This is a genomic window from Methylomusa anaerophila (assembly GCF_003966895.1).
Taxonomy (GTDB): domain Bacteria; phylum Bacillota; class Negativicutes; order Sporomusales; family Sporomusaceae; genus Methylomusa; species Methylomusa anaerophila.
Genome location: NZ_AP018449.1, coordinates 1,315,420 through 1,332,389 on the forward strand (window position 1 = coordinate 1,315,420; position 16,970 = coordinate 1,332,389).

Below are 16,970 nucleotides of genomic sequence, written 5' to 3' on the forward strand. Positions count from 1 at the left end.
TGCTTATTTATCCCCCACAACCTCCTTCCCGTGTCTGCGCGGCAAGCCGGGCCCGCTCAACGGCAATTGCGGCCAGACCGACCCAGGCATCAATCAGCCGCCGCTCTCCCGGCGTCAGTTTATTGGTTACCTGAATTCCGAATACACCGACAATATTGTCCCGGGTCTTGAGGGGAATATATAAATAGCTGGCGCCAGGCAGCGTTTCGGTAGACCGGCCCGCCGTCTGGCCGTGTTCATAGGCCCAGAACGCAACCGCGGCCTCAGCCGCATCCGGCAGGGGCTGCCTGACTATATCCCCGTCACCATTAACGATTTCCCAGTACTGCTCCTGCGTCGCCGGATCGTATGCCGCCCAAACCACCAATTTGCCATTAGCCTCCGGCAGGATTACCACCACCGGCCTGTCAAGAGTTTCCGCCGCTTGTCTGGCTATACCCCGGGTGATTGCGCCCAAATCGGAAACAGCCGCAATTTCCCGGCTGAATTCATATAAAGCCCGGGCGCTTTTTTCCCGCTGGCGGGCCGACGCCGCCTCGTGGCGCAAGAATTCCGTCCGCCCGCCGATAACAAAAGCCACAATCAAAAAGGTAATAAAGCTCCATAAGTAACGTATATCGGTGAGACTTAAACCAGTAGCCGACGAGACAAACAAAAGGTCAAAAAGGACTACGCCGCATACCGCAGCAAAATAGGACGGCCAACGGCCCCACCAGAAGGCGCTCATAATTACCGGCAGCTGGTATAGAAGAGCAACGTTTACCAGTTCTATTTTGTTGCGCAGCAGCCAGCAAAAAGTTGTAATGATGAAGACCATAAGCAGCCCGCCGCCATAATGCCGCCATGGCATGCCGGCTTTGGCTGGCGCGGCTTTAATTGCCGGTTTATATTCAGGTTCTTCCACGCCATGGATAATATGGACATTTATGCCGTCACTCCGCCGGATCAATTTATTGACCACAGATCCATGGCAAATCTCCCGGAAAAAACTATGGCGGGGTTTTCCAATCACGATGGTTGATACATTATGGGTCCGGGCAACCTCCAGCATATCATCAATCAGATTTTCCCCAACCACCGTCAGCGTTTTGGCGCCTAATTCCTCCGCCAGCTTTATATTATGCGCCACCCGGTCGCGCTCTTTCTCACCCATGGGGAAGCGGCGCTTGGCCGGTTCGATATGTACCGCCAGCCAATCGGTCTGCATTCCTCCGGCCAGGCGGCGGGCGGCGCGAATCAAATGGGCTGAAAATGGACTGGCGCTCACACACACCATAACGCGTCCGGCAGTTGGCCAGGGACCTCAATCTGGTGTTCGCGCATATATTCGTTTAAATCTTTATCCACTCTGCTGGCGGTAAAGCGCAGGGACAGTTCCCGCAAGGCGCTGATATTGCCGGGACGGAAGAATTTTTTCAGAGCTTGCTCTACCTGACCGGGAACATAGACTTTTCCCTCTTTCAGCCGTTTGATTAATTCCTGCGGCGGTATATCAATAAGCTGTACATTGTCAGCCTGCTCCAAAATATGATCCGGTATAGTCTCCCGGACAATAACGCCGATAATCTGAGCGACGATGTCGTTTAAACTTTCGATGTGCTGAATATTGACGGTAGTGTAAACATCGATACCGGCCGCCAAAAGCTCTTCCACATCCTGAAACCGCCGCACATGGCGGGAACCGGGAACATTGGCATGGGCCAGCTCATCCACCAATACCAGTCCCGGTTTCCGTTCCAGGATAGCGTCAATATCCATTTCAGCCAGTGTTTTTTCCTTGTACTTAATTTCTTTGGCCGGAATGCGGGGCAAGCCGGCGACCATCTTCGCCGTCTCCTGACGGCCATGGGTCTCAATCCAGCCGATTACGACATCAACACCTTCTTTGCGCAGCTCATGAGCCGCTTCCAGCATGGTATAAGTTTTGCCCACTCCCGCCGCCGCGCCTAAGAATACCGTAAGTTTACCCCGGGACTCTTTGGCTAACTTTTCCAGCAGTTCCTCCGGCTTAGGTCTAGTCTCCCCTCTGTTTCCGCTTGGCAATATCCTCCCCCCAATGCCCATGGCAGTAATTAACGTTTCAGCGCATCCAGAGCCAAATTCAATTCAAGCACATTCACGCGCGGTTCACCCAACAAGCCAAGTTGGCGGCCTTTCACATGGCTATCAACTAATTTGCCGACTGCCGCAGCCGGCAACCCCCGCTCCCTGGCCACCCGTTCCACTTGAATATAGGCGGCTGCCGGCGAAATATCCGGGTCCAGCCCGCTGCCTGAAGCCAGCACCAAGTCGGCGGGGACAGGTGTTTGTTCAGTAAGTCCATTTTCCTCACGGACTTTGGCTATATTGCCAGCTACGATAGCCAGCAATTTTTTATTAGTCGGTCCCAGATTGGAGCCGCCTGAACCAGCGGCATCATAGCCGTCTTTTCCCGCCGCCGACGGGCGGCCGTGAAAGTACCCGGCGCTGGCAAAGCCCTGCCCGATCAATGCCGACCCGACAGGCTTACCATCCCTGACAAGGATCGACCCGTTTGCCTGAAAGGGAAACAGAGCCTGCGCCACCCCGGTCATGGCCAAAGGATACACCAGACCGGTCAAAACAGTCATAACCAGCAACATCCCCAGAGAATTTATAATAGGTCTCAACATACGTTTTCAACACCCTTTCAGCCGATAAACCTTTATTTTTTCTAGCTTTTTACCTTATACCTGCCAATTCCGCCAATTTGATTATCCTTAAGCCATCGTCGTTGCTCAGCTAGCAAATGCCACGAACTGCTTAGAAATCGTTAGATGCTAGGCGCGACGAGGACCGGAACGGAGGCGTACTGGTTGTACGTCGGAGTGAGGACCGCAGAAGCAACGACGCAGATGACGGTTTCTAAGCAGTTCCCCACTAAATAAGCCACTATACCAACCCCAACGCCACAATAATCATGTCGATTATTTTAATGCCAATAAACGGTATAATTAGCCCGCCGAGGCCATAAATGAACAGGTTTCTTTGGAGAATCACGCTTGCTCCCACCGGCTGGTATTTTATGCCCCGCAAGGCTAACGGAATGAGCGCGACAATAATCAGCGCATTAAAGATTACGGCGCTTAATATGGCACTTTCCGGTGTGGCCAGATGCATGATATTAAAAGCATTCATTACCGGATAGGCGGCAGCGAACATAGCAGGAATTATGGCAAAGTATTTGGCCACGTCATTGGCAATACTGAAGGTTGTGAGCGAACCGCGGGTCATCAGCAGCTGTTTGCCAATTTCCACCACCTCAATCAGTTTGGTCGGATTGCTGTCAAGGTCAACCATATTGCCGGCCTCTTTGGCGGCTTGCGTACCGCTGTTCATGGCCACCCCCACATCGGCCTGGGCCAGCGCCGGCGCGTCATTGGTACCGTCTCCCGTCATCGCCACCAGCATCCCCTTTTCCTGATATTCGCGAATCAAGGCCAGTTTAGCTTCCGGAGTGGCTTCCGCCAGAAAATCGTCTACACCGGCTTCGGCGGCGATAGCCGCGGCGGTGAGCGGGTTATCTCCCGTAATCATGACGGTTTTGATGCCCATCTGCCGCAATTCTTTAAACCGCTCTTTAATGCCGCCTTTAACAATGTCTTTCAAATGGATTGTGCCCAGCACCCGGCTTCCCTGCACAACCACCAGCGGCGTGCCGCCCGCTTTGGCAATTTTTTCGCAGGCGCTTTTTACCGCCTCCGGAAAAGCTCCCTCCTGCCCATTAATTTCATTGATACCATTGATATATTTTTCAATAGCGTCCATTGATCCTTTTCGAATCTGTTGTCCTTTAATGTTAACGCCGCTCATCCTTGTCTGAGCCGTAAAAGGAATAAACTCGGCGCCAAGTGTTTGTAAATCCCGTTCCCGTATATTATACTTTTCCTTGGCCAGGACGACGACGCTGCGGCCTTCCGGCGTTTCATCGGCCAGCGACGCTATTTGCGCGGCATCGGCCAGCTGCATTTCCTCCACGCCCGGGGCGGGAACAAACTCAGTGGCCATCCGGTTGCCCAGCGTAATGGTACCGGTTTTATCCAGCAGCAGAACATTGACGTCACCCGCTGCCTCAACAGCGCGGCCGGACATTGCCAGTACGTTTCTTTTCAGCAGCCGGTCCATACCGGCAATGCCGATGGCGCTTAAGAGACCGCCGATCGTTGTGGGAATCAGGCAGACTAACAGTGAAACCAGCGTGACAACTGATATTAATGTGCCGGAATAAACGGCAAACGGCTCAATTGTCGCCACAGCTACCAGGAAAATGATTGTTAAGCCGACCAGTAGAATGGTGAGGGCAATCTCGTTAGGAGTTTTTTGCCTTTTGGCGCCTTCAACCAGCGAGATCATACGGTCAAGGAAAGTTTCGCCGGGATTGGCGGTAACCTGTACTTTAATCCAGTCGGACAACACCCGTGTACCGCCGGTAACCGATGACTTGTCGCCGCCCGATTCCCGGATGACCGGCGCCGATTCCCCGGTCACAGCGCTTTCGTCGACTGAGGCCATGCCTTCAATTACCTCACCGTCGCCGGGGATAAATTCGCCGGCTTTCACCATCACGATGTCGCCTTTGCGCAATTGAGCGGCGTCTACCTGTTTGCTGCCGCTGCCCACTATTTTGGTAGCTTTGGTCTGGGTCCGCGCATTGCGCAGCGCCTGGGCCTGGGCTTTGCCCCGGCCTTCGGCGACTGCCTCGGCAAAATTAGCGAAGAGTACGGTAAACCATAACCATAACGCGATTTGCAGGGAAAAACCGGCATGAGCCGTGCTGCCTCCCAGGATGTCCCGGATCATTAACCCAGTAGTCAAAAACGAACCGATATAGACGATAAACATGACCGGATTTCTAAACTGGGTCTTGGGATTCAGCTTCCGGAAGGCATCGCGGACGGCTTCCCCCAGTATTTCTTTATTAAAGCTTTGGCGGTCACTCATATGCTTACTCTCCTTATTAAAATGTTGTACCTTGTAACATTAGCTGCTGCTCGACAATCGGCCCTAACGACAATACCGGCAGGAATGTGAGAGCGCCGACAATTAGGACCACACCCGCCAATAAAAACACGAATAACCAACTGGCGGTGGGGAAGGTTCCCGGTCCCGGCGGCGATATTTTCTTGGCCGCCATGCTGCCGGCTATGGCCAGGGCCGGAATAATCACCCCGAAACGGCCAATATACATATTAAATGCCAGCGCCAGATTGTAAAAAGGAGCATTGGCGCTCAGGCCGGCAAAGGCGCTGCCGTTGTTGCCGGCAGCCGAGGCAAAGGCGTAGATCATTTCACTCAGTCCGTGGGGGCCGGGATTGGCAGTGGCCGACGTGCCTTGCGCGGTAACCGCGGCGATGCCGGCCCCGATAAGAATGAGAACGGAAGGAATCAAAATCGCCAGCATGGCCATTTTGGTTTCCCGTGACTCGATTTTTTTGCCGAGATATTCCGGGGTCCTGCCCACCATCAGGCCGACGATAAAGACGGTGATGATTACAAACATCATCATGCCGTAGAAACCCGCGCCCACGCCGCCAAAGATTATTTCGCCCAGCTTCATCTGCAGTAAGGGAATCAGTCCGCCAAGAGGGGTAAAGCTGTCGTGCATGCCGTTGACCGCGCCACAGGAGGCGGCAGTGGTAACAGTAGCGAACAGCGCCGTCCCGCCTATGCCGAAGCGGACCTCTTTGCCTTCCATGGCCGTCGGGCTGTCTACGCCTAAAGAACGCAACATGGGGTTGCCGTATAATTCACTCGTATAGAGAGTGCCGAGCATAAGCACAAACAGCAGAATCATTGTCGCCAAAACCGAATATCCCTGGCGCCGGTCCCCCGCCATCCGGCCAAAAGCGAAAACCAGCCCGGCGGGAATCAGGAAAATGCTGAGTATTTGCAGAAAATTGCTCACCGGCGTCGGGTTTTCAAAGGGATGCGCCGAGTTGGCGTTAAAGAAACCGCCGCCGTTGGTTCCCAGCATTTTTATGGCTTCCTGGGAAGCTACCGGCCCCATGGCCAGTTTTTGCTCGGCGCCCTCCACGGTCTGGATGGACAGATACGGGGATAAATTTTGCAGCCCACCCTGCTGGACAAGGATTACTGAGAAAATTACGGACAGCGGCAGCAGTACCCATAGGACGCTGCGCACCATATCCGCCCAGAAGTTGCCGATAGTGCCGGCCGTCTTACGGGTAAGGCCCCGGATAAGAGCTACCGCTACCGTAAGGCCGGTTGCCGCCGACAGGAAGTTCTGCACTGTCAGGACCGTCATCTGCGTGAAATAACTCGTGGTAGTCTCGGGGACGTAAGACTGCCAGTTGGTATTGGTCATAAAGCTTACCGCTGTATTCAGCGCCAAATGCCAGGGACTAACCCCGGACAGTTGTTCCGGGTTAAAGGGCAGGATACCTTGCAAAACTTGCATAAGATACACCAGGATCATACCCAAAAAGTTAAAGGTTAGCACGGCAACGGCATACTGCTGCCAATTCATTTCTTCTGTTTCGTTTACGCCGGTAAGACGGTAGAGTAATTTCTCTACGGGTTTAAACAAAAAGTCCGTAGAGGTCTTTTCCTGCATAAATACTTTGGCCATATACCTGCCCAACGGCAAGGCCAATAGGAGCAAGACTGCCAGGTATAATGCAAACAGCAGCCAGTCATTCGTCATTTTAGAACTCCTCCGGTTTCATTAATGCATAAATTAAATATACCAATAAGAAAAAGGCAATTATCCCCGCCAACCATAGGTCAGCCATCCTTTACAACCTCCTTCTGCGCCAACCGGCAATTACAATAATAGTATAACGCCGACCGCTGTAAAGATTAGGTAAAGATTCTTCACTGCGGCGTAAAAAAAATGTAAAGAATTCCGGGCCGGCCGCTACCGGTTTCGGCGTCAGCCGCTATATAATCTCGAAAGACAATTATTGTGCTTTTTCTACTTTTTTCCATGCAGGAATTTTCTTGATAAACCCGAATTATTTTCCAGGATATGTGACATTCTGCTGGGGGGAATATCAATGCGAAAACTATCATCCTGTTATCGGCGCTTAGCCGCCATCGCGGCGGCGATACTTTGGTCTGTCTGTCCCGTCCAGCAAGCCTGGGCCGAATATTATCCGCTTGCGCCTTACATAGTACCGGCTAAACCTTCCGCCCTTGATAATAAATTGCTGTCAATTATGACCGAACATAAAATCGTTGGCCTGGCAGCCGCTGTTTTCCAGGGAGACAAAATTGTCTGGAGCAGCGGTTATGGCTGGGCCGATCTCAAAACACCCCGTCAGGCTGGGGCCGAGACCATCTTTCGTGTGGCCTCCATATCCAAAATGATTACCGCCACCGCCCTGATGCAGCTTTATGACCAGGGCAAATTCGCCCTGGATGACGACATCAGCAGGTACTTGGGTTACCAGGTGCGCAATCCTGGCTATCCGGATGTAAAAATTACCTTCCGTCATCTGTTGACTCATACCTCCAGCATCCTCGACAGCGGCAGCTACAACAATATCATCCAAGAGAGACCGGAGTTACTAAGCAGTATTCAAATAAAGGATATGCTGGTGCCCGGCGGCAGCTACTACTCGCCGGCTACCTTCGCCAACTACCCCCCCGGTACCAGCTTCAGCTATTCCAATTTCGGGGCGGGCATCATTGGCTCGCTGGTGGAGGCCATATCCGGTATGCCTTTTGAAAAATACTGCCTAAAATACATCTTTGGCCCGCTGAAGATGGATGCAGGCTTTGATCCAGCCGACATTGCCAACTGGAAAAACCTTGGCTTATTATATCGTCCTGACGAGACCTGCACTTCCTTTCAGCCTGTTGCAGGCTATTATGACGCCAAACCTCAGCCATACATCATTACTGCCCCCCTTGGCAACGCCCTGGGGTGGTCGCCGGCCGGCGGCACACGGGCCAATGTTCTTGACCTGTCCAAATTCATGATGGCGCATATGAATGGCGGCAGCTACAACAAAGCCCGTATACTAAAGGCCGAAACAGCGGATTTGATGCATGATATGCAGTGGTTCGGTTATAGTATGGACGGCTTTTATAAGCAGAAAGGGCTTAATTTCCATATCTCCGACGATTTAGTCCCCGGACAACGGCTTACCGGACACTCGGCCGAAGCTTATGGCTTAATCGGCGATGCCTACTTTGACCCTGATTCCAAATTCGGTATGGTGTTTTTGATGAATGGCGGCAACTACCGTGATGCCCATCCTTTCTACCGGGTTGAGAATGACGTGGCTAACGCCCTGTATAGCCAGTTCGCCCCGAAACCTTCCAACAACCCCCGCGCAATAAAAGCCCGGGCGAACGATAGCCTGCTTTCGGTAAATAACCGCAAAATCTTCATGCCCGTTCCGGCATCCGTCGCCAAACCGCGCCAGGACAAAATACTCTTTGTCCCGGAAATGTCGGCAGCCGACGCCTTAAAAGCCCGTATAACCCAAAATGCGGCGAATAACACTCTGACCTTTGTTTACGGTGCAAACAAGGTGTTGCTGACTGCCGGCCAATCGGAAATGGATGTTAACGGTAACAAGGTCCGGTTGCCGCAGGCCCCTTATAAAACCGGCAATCATGTTATGGTCCCTCTCAGGGAGCTAAGTTTGGCCCTGGGTGTTAAAACAGATTTAAACTTTTAAATATCCAAAACCCTTGACTCCGAGAATCCGCCGCATTCCACCCTTGCCGGCTATTTTCCCTGCATAAAAAGAGGGGTTAACCGAAAGTTGCTTTTCGGTTAACCCCTCTTTTACTCTATTATTTATTGCAATTAGGTTTTACAGACTCAAGCGGGTTTTAATACGCTCAATCGCTTCCTGCGTACTTTCCTGGCTGCCGAAGGCAGTAAGCCGGAAATAGCCTTGGCCGGCGGGACCGAAACCCGAGCCCGGCGTACCGACAATATAGGCTTCGGTGAGCAGCTTGTCGAAGAAGGACCAGGAATCCATGCCTTGGGGTGTTTTCAGCCAGATGTAAGGAGCATTTACGCCGCCAAACACTTCCAGGCCTACGCTTTTCAAGCCCTCCCGGATAGTCTTGGCATTGGTCATGTAATAGTTGATCAATGCTTTTATCTGTTTCTGACCGGAGGCGGTATATACCGCTTCCGCCCCGCGCTGGACAATATAGGGTACGCCGTTGAACTTGGTAGTTTGACGCCTGTTCCACAATTTATTGAGGGGACAATCCTCTCCCTTGCCGGTCTTAGCCACAACTGTTTTGGGAACTACCGTAAAAGCGCAGCGGGTACCGGTAAAACCGGCATTTTTGGAAAAAGTCCTAAACTCAACGGCTACCTCTTTGGCTCCCTCGATTTCATAGATACTGTGAGGAATTCCCGGTTCTTGAATGTAAGCTTCATAGGCGGCGTCATAAAGAATAACGGCGCCGTTTTGCCGGGCATAGTCCACCCATTTCTTAAGCTCGGCTTTGGACAGAGTTGTGCCTGACGGATTATTGGGATAACAGAGGTAGATGATATCCACTTTTTCCTGAGGCAAAGCGGGAATAAACCCATTTTCCGCGTTGCAGGTCAGATAACAGACGCCGGCGAACCGCCCATCCCCTTGCAGCTCGCCGGTACGACCGGCCATGACATTGGTATCCAGATATACAGGATACACCGGATCGGTGATGGCAACTTTATTATTAAGGCCGAATATCTCCTGAATATTGCCTACATCGCTTTTGGAGCCGTCACTGACAAAAACTTCATCCTCATCCAGGGTAATGCCGAGAGGTTTATAGTCAAACTCGATAATTTTTTGGATTAAAAAACTGTACCCTTGTTCCGGTCCATAGCCGCGAAAGGTCTCTTCCCTGGCCATTTCGTCCACCGCGTTGTGCAGTCCGTCAATGACCACCGACGGTAATGCCCTGGTCACGTCGCCAATACCCAGCCGAATTACATTGGCATCCGGGTGGTCCTGTTTAAAATCCGTTACCCGTTTGCTAATTTCCGCAAACAAGTAACTTCCCGGCAGTTTTAAATAATTTTCATTAATCACAGGCATCGCAAAATCCCCTTTCGCATCCAAAAATCCCCTAGTTACAGTTTAGTATAACATATATATACTGCTAATATAAATAACGCTGGGCGATTAATCCTACAGTTACCGCCACCATAAGGCCAAATGCCGCATAATCAGGTGCAGCCAACGCCACATCGGTGGTAAACTGTCGTCTGCCCCGGCTGCCGAATCCTCTAAGCTCCAGACTCATGGCCATTGTTTCCGACCGGGTTATTGCTTTTAAGACCAGCGGTTCTACGATTGCCACATAATCAAGCAGCCTCTTGAGCGGATTACCGCGAAAGACATAGCCCCGGCAGGCCTGCGCTTCCCGCACGGCTTGGCTTTCAGCCAGAAAGTCGGGTACAAACCGCAGCGCCGCTGTAAACATAAACGCATATTCGTAGGGAATGCGGCACTGGCTCACCAAAGCCGCCGTTAGGTCCTGTATGCGGGTGGTAGCCAGAAGAAAAACAAAAATCACCGACATTGCCATCATCTTAAGGCCCGACATGATTGAAAACTCCAGGCTGCCGCCGAAAACATACTGCATGCCCACGAGGGTCAGGGAAAACAGGGCAAGCACGGCAACGGCCTGATACGTCTTCACCGGCGCCCGGTAGAGAGCAAGAAGCAAAATTTGCCCCCCCACTAACAGCGCCAGCCCAGGCACCGACTGAATTAAGAGGGCCCAGACCGATATGACGGCAGTCAATATAATCTTTGTCAGCGGCGCCAGTTTAGGCATGACATTCTCCTCCTGTCCTTAGCTTTCGGTACAGCGAATTTACCAGTCCGTCCAGATCCGCCGGACTTTCCCCGGCGACTTTCAGCTTTCGGGCCAAAAATGCGGCGGTCGGCAGCGCCAAACCCCATTCCGCCACATTATAGTCCCCGCCGAACAAACTGGAAGGTAAGCCGTCAAACACTTTGCGCCCTTCACTCAGAACCACCACCCGGCTTGCATAGCCGGCGATAAGCTCCATATCATGGGTAACCAGAATGATTGTCATGCCTCTGCCGTTAAGTTCCGTCAAAAGTTTCATCAGCGTTTGGGTTTCCCACGGGTCCTGCCCGCTGGTCGGTTCGTCCAAAATCAACACTTCCGGCCGCATAGCCAGCGCCGAGGCGATAGCCACTTTTTGCTTTTGCCCCCTTGTCAGCGTGCGGGGATAGGCCTCGGCCAAAGAGGTGAGTCCGGTCATCGCCAAAGCTTCGGCCACAGCCTTCACCGTCTCTGCTTTGGTAAAGCCGATTTGTTCCGGTCCGTAGGCAACTTCGGCAACAACGGTATTGCGAAAGATTTGCCTGTCGGGATTCTGAAATACATAGCCAATGCGCCGAGCCATATCCGCCGGACAGCAGGACGTTATATCCTTCTCACAAACTTTGATTACACCGCCGACCGGTTTTATCAGCGCCATCGTTAAGCGGGTTAAGGTGGTCTTGCCGCTGCCGTTTCTACCGGCGACAGCCACGAATTCACCCGCAGCAACCGACAGGGAAACGGCTTTGAGAGCCTGGGTTCCACCCTTATAATCGAAACTTACGTTATGCATCGCAATTATGGTTTCAGGCACTTTTTACCTCCTCCCCGCCTTGCCGGTCCGTCATGGACTTCAATTCAGCCATAGCCTGTTCATCGGTAAGCCAATCTCTCAATTTAAGGCCAAGCTTTTCTTCCAAAGACAATTTGATCTTCCAAAGGGCCGGTACCCCCGGCCTTAAGTTTTCCTGCGCCCACATATGCCGGATAACTTCACCGGCCAGGCCGGCCTTGGCGATCCGGCCGTCCTGTAACAAAACAATCTGATCGGCATAGGGGAGAACTCTGTCCAAATGATGCTCCACGGCGATAATGGTTTTACCTTGCTTATTCAAAGCAGCCAGTAATTCATAAATACCGGCTGCCCCCTCCGGATCAAGGGCGGACGCCGGTTCATCCAGCACCAGAATATCCGGCGCCAGGGCCAGAACCGAAGCAATGACCAGCCGCTGTTTCTGACCCCCTGACAGGTCGGTTACCGGGCAGCTTTGCCTCCCGTTCAAACCGACCATTGCCAGCGCCTGGTCTATCCGTTCATCCATCTCCCGCCGGGAGAGACCGACGGTCTCCAAACTGAAGGCCACCTCTTCCGCCACCGTCATCGCCACCATCTGGCTTTCATAGTCCGCCAGCACGGTGCCTACCTGGGAAGCCAGCTCGCCCATACCGCTGTCGGCCGTATTTATCCCGCCAACCCGGACACAGCCCGCCTGCCTGCCGCCAAAATAGTGGGGTATGACGCCGGCGACAGCCAGCGCCAACGTCGTTTTGCCGGCGCCGCTGGGCCCGGTAATCACCGTAAAGGTTCCCCGTGGAATAGTAAGGTTTATATCATTTAGAATCACCCCGGATTCCGGGTACGCATACGCAAAACCAGCAAATTCAACAGCAAACACGGACTACTCCTCCTTGTGTCCAAACAGCTTTTGCGCCGGGAAATAGAGCACTTGGGTAATTATGGCGTTAATGACGGCCAATGGTTAGTTAACATTTATATTTCCGGGAAATATTAGTAAGTAAAATAATTACAAAAACCCCTCATCCCTGAAGTAGGGACGAGGGGTTAACCCGCGGTGCCACCCTATATGACCGACAACATATCGGTCCGGCTTGGTCAAAGTATAGGACAATACAGAAACATTGCCCGATACCCGCTTCCCGTTAACGGCGGAAGAAACCGGCAGCGCCTACCCCGGAACTCCGGATCGGACTGCATCTCCCAGGCCCATTCGACATGCTGAAAGGCGCCAAACTCCCACTGCCATTGGCTCGCTGCGGCTCTCCGGCCATGTGTACTCTTCCTGGTCATTGATGATGGTATATGTAGATGTACTCGTATCGAGTATATCAAAGGACATAACCGTCTGTCAACATACACCAGGAAATTTACATTCTACCCTTATCTCTCTTATTTCCACGCCATTTATATGACGCTGCTTGGCGGTTCCCTTCTGTCCGCTGCGATTAAATAATCCTTACCCCTATATGCTTTCTTGCCTGCGATTGTACTATTCACCGGTTATCTCAACCGCCTGCAATCCCTCGTTATCGTCGGCAAAAACAACCCGCCCCCGGATCTTTTCGCCGGCCAGAATCTTGGGCAGCCAGTATATATCGCCCGCCCACATCTCTTTATAAGGAATATCCTTTACCGAATACCAACCCGTCAGCATTTCTTCCGTCTCCCGCGGTTCTCCCCGCCAACGCCTCACCAGGAAAATATCCACATCATGATCAAAATCCCGGTTGGCCGGAAATACGAACAGGAGCTTTCCCGCGTACTCCAAATCCTCTTCCAGCGCCGTAAGCCCGCATTCCTCCCTAAGTTCCCGAACCGCCGCAGCCCTGACGCTCTCACCGGCTTCCAGCTTACCGCCAAAACCGTTGTATTTGCCCCGCCCGAAGCCCCGTTTCTTCATACCCAGCAATATTTGTTTTATTGAATTGCCTTCGGTTTGTACCGGCAGGCATAATGTTGATGAATACATACGACTCTCCTTAAAAGCTCTAACTTGATTATAGAATGCCCTATTCTTTGGTATATCCCTGTATACTGCTCTTTCATGTTTCATTATACCACAATCGCAATTGCCGAATACAAACTGCTTTCACTTCGTTTTGGCCGATCTATTACTCGGAATTTGGACAAGAAGTTTTGGAGGCAGATGACTCGGCTTCACTTATATAATTGAGCCCCCATTGGCATAAGGTTGCCAAAATGGGTAAAAGGCTCTTGCCGGCGTCGGTAAGGGAATACTCTACTTTAGGCGGTATCTGAGTATAGATGAACCGTTTGACTAAACCGCTTCCCTCCAGCTCTCTAAGCTGTTGCGTCAGCATTTTTTGCGTAATGTGGGGTAATGCTCGCCTTAGCTCGCTAAATCGCAAGGTATTTTCCCCCAAATACCAGAGGATAAGCGATTTCCATTTTCCGCCGATGAGAGCTAACGTTAATTCCATCGAACACTGATATTCGGTATTCTTAAATTTGATCACTTCTTGTCCCTTCCTTATGCCTTAGTTAATCAAAATTAATTCTGCGGCAGTATATAAATTGGTACTATGGCACTAATAAGTGCGTACTTGATAATTTTTATACTAATATCTATTATTATAGCATAGAAAATCATTTCCCAGGGATTAGAAGAGTGATTTCCATGCAAGTCAACCAGATCGTAAATTGGGGAGGATGAGGAGAATGAACGAATTTATCAAATGGCACTACGACACTATCGGTGAAAAACTGGTTAATGCTCTGACCAAGAACAACTTTACCGCCACTTATGTTTCCACCCGCCAGGAAGCCATTGATAAACTGCTTGGGCTTATTCCGGCGAATGCCTCCATCGGCTTCGGCGGCTCGGTGACATTAGACGAACTTGGCGTGATTGCAAAGCTGGAACAACGTGGCAACCCGGTCCTTAATCATACCAAGCCGGGACTTAGCCCCCAGGAAATGAAGGCCATCCGGCGGCAACAACTATTGGCGGATGTATATCTCACCGGCACCAATGCCGTTACGTTGGACGGCAAGCTTGTGAATGTCGACGCCGTCGGCAACCGCGTCGGCGCTATGCTTTACGGCCCGGACAAGGTTTTTATAGTCGTGGGCATTAATAAAATCGTGAAAGACGTTACGGAAGCGGAAAACCGGGTGCGACTGTGGGCCTCACCGCCGAACAACAAGCGTTTGGGTTATCCCAATCCCTGTGTTCAAACGGGAGTGTGCGTGGATTGCCAGGGTCCGACCCGGATCTGCAATATCACTACGATAATGCACAAACGCCCGCGAATGACTGATGTGCATGTTATTGTTGTCGGTGAAGAACTTGGTCTATAAAGAGCGGAAGGCCGATTACAATGCCATGCATTAAGTAGGAGGCAAATGTGAAATATGAAAACCTTGTTTGATGAAACAACAATAAATAATATAAACAATATAAACAATATGAAATTGCAAAACCGAATAATACGTTCGGCTACTTGGGAAGGCATGGCCGACAGCGCCGGGCGATTGACAAACCGGCTGATTAAAGTGTATGAAACACTGGCCAACGGCGGCGTGGGTTTAATTATTACCGGGGGGACTTATTTCACGAAAGATTCCACTACTTTACCGGGAATGGCGGGTATTTATGAGGATTCATTGCTTCAGGACTATGAAAAATTTACGGACATGGTCCATAGCAGCGGCTGCCCTATTATCCTGCAGCTTGCCTACGCTGGCAAAAATGGCGACATGTGGCTGCCATCATCTCCTTCGCACAACGACATAAAATCAATAGTGAAGGCATTCGGCGAAGGTGCCGCCAGAGCAAAATTGTCGGGTTTTGACGGAGTGCAAATACATGCGGCCCACGGGTATTTTTTGAGTCAGTTTCTCAGCCGGCAAAATAATACGCGCCAGGATGAATATGGCGGCATTATCGAAAATCGGGCCAGAATACTTTTGGAAATATATGATGAAATCAGGAACCGGACGGGGAGTAATTTTAGTATCTTTATTAAAATCAACGGGACCGATGCTTTCGATGAAACAGAGGGAGTTAATGCTTGCAGCTACGCCTGTAGGCAATTGGCCGCTAGGGGAATTGATGCCATTGAGATAAGCGGGGGTGCTGATGAAATAAAGAAAAGCCTGGATAACCCTCATAAAGAATCAATTTTCAGAGATTATGCGGCGCGTATTGCCGAAGAGGTACGGGTGCCTGTCATATTAGTCGGACACAATCGAACTCCCTCGGTTATGGAAAAGATATTGAATACCTCCGCTATCGAATATTTTGCCCTCTCGCGGCCATTGCTCAGGGAACCGAATCTGGTGAATGACTGGAAAAATAATAGAAACAAAAAGGCTGAATGCATTTCCTGCAATGCGTGCTTTAAGCCGGACGGCAACATCTGCGTGTTTGGACCCTAGAGACAGGGGACGGTACTGCCGACAACTTAGGACTTAGGAAACACAGTCTGTTAATAGTTGGGTATACCATCAGCCTTGGCATTTAGAAGCTTTATAACACGGTGTAGCTTAGTTCAAGACTTTTATCATTTAAAATGACCAGCCGATCAATAATAGTGTTAAACAGCCATTCCCCCGACCACGTTTTATTATTTAAATGTTTATTTTCTTTAACCCAGCCAGGGATCAAGATTAAAGGAATAGGAATAGGAATAGGCGGTAAGCCGTAAAGCCTGGCTGTAAAAGCCGCAACTAATGCGCCGATGTTGCGCTTTATTTTTATTTTTTCAATTGAATTATGATAGGGATCGATGCAAAAATCCGGGTTGGAGGTCAAATTGTACTCGCGGCAAACGAACGGACGGAATTCGTAAATACTACAGATATTACTTTCTAAAAACGGACAGCTAATTTTTAAGTTAAAATAATCCTGGTCAATATTTTTATTAACAGTTGGATTATTGCCCCTGGTAAAAAGCCTTTTCTTATTCATAATATGTAATGCTGATTGGAACCGTTTATTAACGGCGGTCTGCTTTTCCCGGGGTAAATTTTGAATCAAATCATTCAGATAAAAAGCCTCGGAAATTGAAATAGGAATTAACTGGTTGCAGCAAACGCTGCAACCTTTTTGACAGGTTGTTTTAGTAAGTTTAAGCTCAATTTCAATAAAGCAATCAAACAGTTTGAACAATGCTGGCATAAGATCGGTTAAGCTGATATCATGATCAGGAATGTCCAGCTTTATGAATTGAAACAAAAAATCATTCTGTTTAATACAAATATTAAATTGCTTCATTTGAATATTCTCCTGTTTGGTAAATAAGCGCCTTACCTTTGTTTGTCCCTTTCGCAATCCATTACGATTGGCCCAGTCCTATAGGAAACGCATTAAAGAATTGACATCCGGGTATTAGGATAAGCT

General features: G+C 50.5%; 16 protein-coding genes. 3 read left to right on the plus strand and 13 right to left on the minus strand.

The window, feature by feature from the left end; genetic code table 11:
- Positions 1–7 precede the first annotated feature (7 nt).
- From MAMMFC1_RS21960 to kdpF, 6 genes are all read right to left on the minus strand, one after another.
- On the minus strand, positions 8–1,267 hold the full coding sequence (locus MAMMFC1_RS21960) for a DUF4118 domain-containing protein (protein ID WP_197723925.1): 1,260 nt from the start codon (positions 1,265–1,267) through the stop codon (positions 8–10).
- Positions 1,264–2,043, minus strand: a complete 780-nt coding sequence (locus tag MAMMFC1_RS21965) for a histidine kinase (RefSeq protein WP_197723926.1) — start codon at positions 2,041–2,043, stop codon at positions 1,264–1,266. The genes MAMMFC1_RS21960 and MAMMFC1_RS21965 overlap by 4 nt, the downstream gene beginning before the upstream one ends.
- 29 nt (positions 2,044–2,072) lie before the next feature.
- Positions 2,073–2,651, minus strand: a complete 579-nt coding sequence (gene kdpC, locus MAMMFC1_RS05755) for a potassium-transporting ATPase subunit KdpC (RefSeq protein ID WP_126307269.1) — start codon at positions 2,649–2,651, stop codon at positions 2,073–2,075.
- Positions 2,652–2,910: 259 nt separating this feature from the next.
- Positions 2,911–4,959, minus strand: a complete 2,049-nt coding sequence (gene kdpB, locus MAMMFC1_RS05760; RefSeq protein WP_126307271.1) for a potassium-transporting ATPase subunit KdpB — start codon at positions 4,957–4,959, stop codon at positions 2,911–2,913.
- A 16-nt stretch (positions 4,960–4,975) separates the two neighbouring features.
- A complete protein-coding gene (kdpA, locus tag MAMMFC1_RS05765; protein WP_126307273.1) occupies positions 4,976–6,682 on the minus strand; it encodes a potassium-transporting ATPase subunit KdpA in 1,707 nt (568 codons plus the stop codon).
- Position 6,683: 1 nt separating this feature from the next.
- Positions 6,684–6,770 carry a K(+)-transporting ATPase subunit F gene (kdpF, locus tag MAMMFC1_RS22860; protein ID WP_126310466.1) on the minus strand — a complete coding sequence of 29 codons (87 nt, stop codon included), beginning with the start codon at positions 6,768–6,770 and terminating at the stop codon, positions 6,684–6,686.
- A 264-nt stretch (positions 6,771–7,034) separates the two neighbouring features.
- On the opposite strand from kdpF, the gene MAMMFC1_RS05775 reads away from it, so the two are divergent.
- Positions 7,035–8,669, plus strand: a complete 1,635-nt coding sequence (locus tag MAMMFC1_RS05775) for a serine hydrolase (protein ID WP_126307275.1) — start codon at positions 7,035–7,037, stop codon at positions 8,667–8,669.
- 138 nt (positions 8,670–8,807) lie between these two features.
- Here MAMMFC1_RS05775 and MAMMFC1_RS05780 read toward each other — a convergent pair whose 3' ends face one another.
- From MAMMFC1_RS05780 to MAMMFC1_RS05805, 6 genes are all read right to left on the minus strand, one after another.
- On the minus strand, positions 8,808–10,043 hold the full coding sequence (locus tag MAMMFC1_RS05780; protein ID WP_126307277.1) for an LL-diaminopimelate aminotransferase: 1,236 nt from the start codon (positions 10,041–10,043) through the stop codon (positions 8,808–8,810).
- Positions 10,044–10,107: 64 nt separating this feature from the next.
- A complete protein-coding gene (locus MAMMFC1_RS05785) occupies positions 10,108–10,788 on the minus strand; it encodes an energy-coupling factor transporter transmembrane component T family protein (protein ID WP_126307279.1) in 681 nt (226 codons plus the stop codon).
- Positions 10,781–11,620 carry an energy-coupling factor ABC transporter ATP-binding protein gene (locus MAMMFC1_RS05790; protein ID WP_232035693.1) on the minus strand — a complete coding sequence of 280 codons (840 nt, stop codon included), beginning with the start codon at positions 11,618–11,620 and terminating at the stop codon, positions 10,781–10,783. Before MAMMFC1_RS05790 ends, MAMMFC1_RS05785 begins: the two co-directional genes overlap by 8 nt.
- On the minus strand, positions 11,613–12,482 hold the full coding sequence (locus MAMMFC1_RS05795) for an energy-coupling factor ABC transporter ATP-binding protein (RefSeq protein ID WP_126307281.1): 870 nt from the start codon (positions 12,480–12,482) through the stop codon (positions 11,613–11,615). Before MAMMFC1_RS05795 ends, MAMMFC1_RS05790 begins: the two co-directional genes overlap by 8 nt.
- Positions 12,483–13,094: 612 nt before the next feature.
- Positions 13,095–13,574, minus strand: a complete 480-nt coding sequence (locus tag MAMMFC1_RS05800) for an 8-oxo-dGTP diphosphatase (protein ID WP_126307283.1) — start codon at positions 13,572–13,574, stop codon at positions 13,095–13,097.
- 142 nt (positions 13,575–13,716) lie between these two features.
- The gene (locus tag MAMMFC1_RS05805) at positions 13,717–14,082 is read right to left on the minus strand and encodes a winged helix-turn-helix transcriptional regulator (RefSeq protein ID WP_126307285.1); all 366 of its coding nucleotides are present in this window, start codon (positions 14,080–14,082) and stop codon (positions 13,717–13,719) included.
- A 202-nt stretch (positions 14,083–14,284) separates the two neighbouring features.
- Here MAMMFC1_RS05805 and MAMMFC1_RS05810 point away from each other — a divergent pair, with 202 nt between their 5' ends.
- Entirely contained in the window at positions 14,285–14,926 is a 642-nt protein-coding gene (locus MAMMFC1_RS05810) for a lactate utilization protein (protein WP_126307287.1), read from the plus strand.
- A 54-nt stretch (positions 14,927–14,980) separates the two neighbouring features.
- Positions 14,981–16,006, plus strand: coding sequence for an NADH:flavin oxidoreductase (locus MAMMFC1_RS05815; protein ID WP_126307289.1), 1,026 nt, complete (start codon positions 14,981–14,983; stop codon positions 16,004–16,006).
- A 91-nt stretch (positions 16,007–16,097) separates the two neighbouring features.
- Here MAMMFC1_RS05815 and MAMMFC1_RS05820 read toward each other — a convergent pair whose 3' ends face one another.
- Positions 16,098–16,844, minus strand: coding sequence for a YkgJ family cysteine cluster protein (locus MAMMFC1_RS05820; protein ID WP_126307290.1), 747 nt, complete (start codon positions 16,842–16,844; stop codon positions 16,098–16,100).
- Positions 16,845–16,970 lie beyond the last annotated feature (126 nt).